Here is a 3,405-nt window from a genome sequence, read left to right as displayed (position 1 = left end):
ATAACTTTATCCTGGAAGCTCTATTCTATGCAGCTTCATATTAAATCGGTATTACCCCATAAAAATAACATTTTTTCGATGCAATGTAACCCCTATATTCTTCTGACTTTATTAATTTGACATTGAAAATCTGGATGTTATCGCACATTAATGATTGTAATGAATCTAAAAAATACTCCGTATAATCACTAGTCTGTTTTAGTATCATCCCTATTTGATGGAATAAATCGTTAATCAGCATTGAGACATTGTGTAATCGCCGATTAAATCGTGACTTTTCTAACATAAATGGTCATGAAGTTGTGGTCTTGCATATAGCTGCAAGCTATACTGTCATAAACAAAAGAAAATATTGCCGCAATCAAAGCCGTTATAATAATTTCTGCATCGCTCATATTACGACGAATGTCATCTTCATGCCCAATCGCCTTTAACAGGTCATCAGGGAAGCATATAGATAGCAATTATTTCGTTTAGCATAAACCCCTCCTTTTTTTCTGATGGAGGGGATTTTATTGCTTTTTTGGCATTTTTTGACTCTGCGATCGCATAACTAGCAACTTGGGTTACAAAAAGTTCACGATCCCCAGACGCAAGATTTCTCGCGTAAAGTCACAGGAATACCCGATAGTTGCATCGGCAAGAAACTTGCCAGCCAAACACTCTTTTGTCACCCCATAGCCCCCAAGAATTTCAACTGCTGTTTGTGCGTTTTTGATTGCAACATCCACTGCAAAGGTCTTGGCGGCTGGTGCTTTGATTGTGGCGGCAAGTTGGGGAGAAGTCTCTGCTGTAACTGCTGCATCCCATACCATCAGTCGTGCAGCTTGAGTATTAATCATCATGTCCGCTAATTTTAAAGCCACTGCCTGATGTTCGATAATCGGACGACCCCAACTGACTTTTTGCTTGGCATAATTCAAAGCATACTCATAAGCAGCACGAGCCAAACCAACATAAGAAGCTGCCAGCCCAATAGCTACTTCTGGAAGCAACATCAGTAGTTTTGCGGCTCCTCCTTCTTGTCCAATCAGATTTTCCGCAGGGATTGGCACGTTATCCAGATAAATCTCAGCATGATGAGAAGCTTTCCAACCAATCATCTGTGTTTTTTTGCCAAACTTAATCCCTGGTGTATCTGTTGGAACGTAGAAGATAGACAAACTTTCGTGCAATGGTTTATCCATCGCTGTACGTGCAATGATGAAGTAGCTATCCGCAATCCCAGCATTTGTAACTAACGAGGATTTTGTTCCATTAAGAATGTATCCATTGCCCTCGCGTGCTGCAAAGGTCTTCATCCCAATATTCGAGTCTGGGAAAGGGCAGAACATATCCGAGGTGGCGACATTAGGTTCACTCTCTGCGGCGCTGAACAGATAGGGTTTTCCAGAATTGACAAAAGATAGTATTCGTTTTTGCTGTTTTTGGGTTGCAGCTCTAGTGACAAACAGCGACATAGCTGCGGTAAGATTAAAGTAGCTACAAGCAATGCTGACATCAACAACGCCTATTTCTTCTAACACTACAGCCAAGTCTATGCACTTTCCACCTACACCTCCTAGTTCTTTTGGAACCATCAAGGATGTAAATCCCAATTCAGCTCCCTTATAGAAAACGTGTTTGCAGAAATCCCAAGGTTCCATCTCTGGATTGTTAGACTCTTCAATTATCTGAACAATAGGCCCAATCTCGTTTTGAGCGAAGTCACGTGCAAGTGACTGTAACATCTGCTGTTCTTGAGTAAGGCTGAAGTCAATCATTTTTTCTTTTTTCTTTATCCCTACAGTGCAAATATACGACTTTCTTTGATTTACTATAGCGTTATAATTAGTATCAAAATATCGCTTCTGTAACCAGATTTTCCTATTTAAACTTTGTGTACAAGTAAAAAACTCTTTGTATATAGTAACTTGAGGATATGCACCTCTGTTTCAACAAGTAAGCGCAAAAGAAAAATAAGTCAAAAATACCTATAAAAAAATCAATTGCTATAGCTTATTAAGAGATATCTACTAAATTATATGAGCTTATCTCGCATTTTTAGACAGACTGTATGAGTTGATTTTAATTATACTCCCGAATTATAGGCAAGATTCAGTTTGCTTGCTGACTCTTCTAATAAGCGTTGTTCATGAGCATTTCTTGGTAACACCAGTTGGGGCTCAATACCTATTGAGCTAATAATACATGGAAGCCCAAGAACAATTTCACTGCCAACTCCGTAGTTGGAATCTGCTCTGGCCGATACTGGAAATATCTGCTTTTCATCTCGCAGAATGCTATCAACTAACTGACAAACTACCGTTGATATGCCATAGCTAGTATTTTCTTTACGTTCCAAAATGCTATTACCTCGCTTATGGGTTAACTCTGCGTACTCTTGCTAAATTTGTTCCAGCGTTACTCCTTTTGGTATGGGAAATTCCGTTAATGCAATTCCCCCAATAAATGCACTAGACCAAACAATAAATTCACTGTCTCCATGCTCTCCAATCACATAAACATGAACGTCTTGAAGAGCAACATTCAGTCGTTTCCCAAGTTGATATCTCAGTCTAGCTGTATCAAGAACGGTTCCCGAACCGAAAATTAGGTTTTTTGCTTTCGTGGAATTGGCGATCGCTGAAGGGATGTTGACCCTGATAAGTTTGCTCAATTGGTAACAGATGCTCCAGAGTGGATTGAATGGATGGCGTGATTTTAACCCAAGCTTGGTATAAACTTTGGCTAGGGTATTGTGCTAGCTAATTGATTGTATCCTGTCTATTGAAAACGTATATCATCCACCAAAAAAGTAGTCAAATCATCTGTTTAGGGCATGGTTTTGGGAAAACTCATGATTTTAGGCTATTTAAAACCAGTGGTGTAAGATTTGGGGAATTACTTAAAGTAATAGCGGATAAAGGGTATCAAGGTATTAAAAAAATCCATCAATTAAGTGAGCCAGCGCGGTCTTGGGGGTTTCCCCCATGAGCGACTGGCGGTGAAACACCAATTAAAAAACCGAAAGGGCATTCGCACAATTAGACTTCAAAGATAACTCTATTTTAGTTTTATATTTATCTGAATCTTTGAGTGTTCTTTTTGGTTTAAATACTTTGGCAATTCATGGAAAAGTTATGTTAGCGTCAACTCCATAAGCGTTAACTGAAACTATCCCATTATCTACTTTTCCTCGACTTCCTAATCTTGTCTAGCTACATAATCTGTCTTTTTACCTTTTTTCCTATCTCCGGTTTCATCTATTACTACTGTTATTGCCCGTCCATTTAATGCTCTTTTGATTTTTTTAATATTCTCTTTTTTAAGTTTTTAAAAAATGAGCAAAAATCAACAAAAGTTGCCAAATAAATAGCTAGGTTAGCTGCATATGAATTTGACCAGCTATCGTCAGCGATGTCT

At 38.6% G+C, this 3,405-nt stretch carries 1 protein-coding gene and 3 pseudogenes; 1 reads left to right on the top strand and 3 read right to left on the bottom strand.

Going from position 1 to position 3,405, the window contains the following annotated elements; all coding sequences use genetic code 11:
* Nucleotides 1-566: 566 nt before the first annotated feature.
* Both ACFFAP_RS37295 and ACFFAP_RS37290 read right to left on the bottom strand, forming a co-directional pair.
* Entirely contained in the window at nt 567-1,763 is a 1,197-nt protein-coding gene (locus tag ACFFAP_RS37295) for an acyl-CoA dehydrogenase family protein (protein ID WP_375515920.1), read from the bottom strand.
* A gap of 308 nt (nt 1,764-2,071) precedes the next feature.
* Nucleotides 2,072-2,659 (bottom strand): annotated as a pseudogene (locus ACFFAP_RS37290) (malate dehydrogenase).
* Nucleotides 2,660-2,769: 110 nt separating this feature from the next.
* Between ACFFAP_RS37290 and ACFFAP_RS37285 the strand changes: the two are divergent.
* Nucleotides 2,770-2,946: pseudogene (locus ACFFAP_RS37285) on the top strand (IS5/IS1182 family transposase); the annotation flags it as partial.
* Nucleotides 2,947-3,037: 91 nt separating this feature from the next.
* Here the strand turns inward: ACFFAP_RS37285 and ACFFAP_RS37280 are convergent.
* Nucleotides 3,038-3,285 (bottom strand): annotated as a pseudogene (locus tag ACFFAP_RS37280) (transposase); the annotation flags it as partial.
* Between the last annotated feature and the right edge of the window lie 120 nt (nt 3,286-3,405).

Origin of the sequence: uncultured Nostoc sp. (assembly GCF_964245575.1) — a bacterium.
In the GTDB taxonomy this organism is placed as follows: domain Bacteria; phylum Cyanobacteriota; class Cyanobacteriia; order Cyanobacteriales; family Nostocaceae; genus Nostoc.
The sequence above is the reverse complement of the archived record's forward strand: the minus strand, read 5'-3'. Positions and strand labels throughout refer to the sequence as shown.

Excerpts from the sequence above, each read along its gene's own strand:
- ACFFAP_RS37295 (WP_375515920.1), bottom strand. The coding sequence starts at position 1,763 with ATGATTGACTTCAGCCTTACTCAAGAACAGCAGATGTTACAGTCACTT.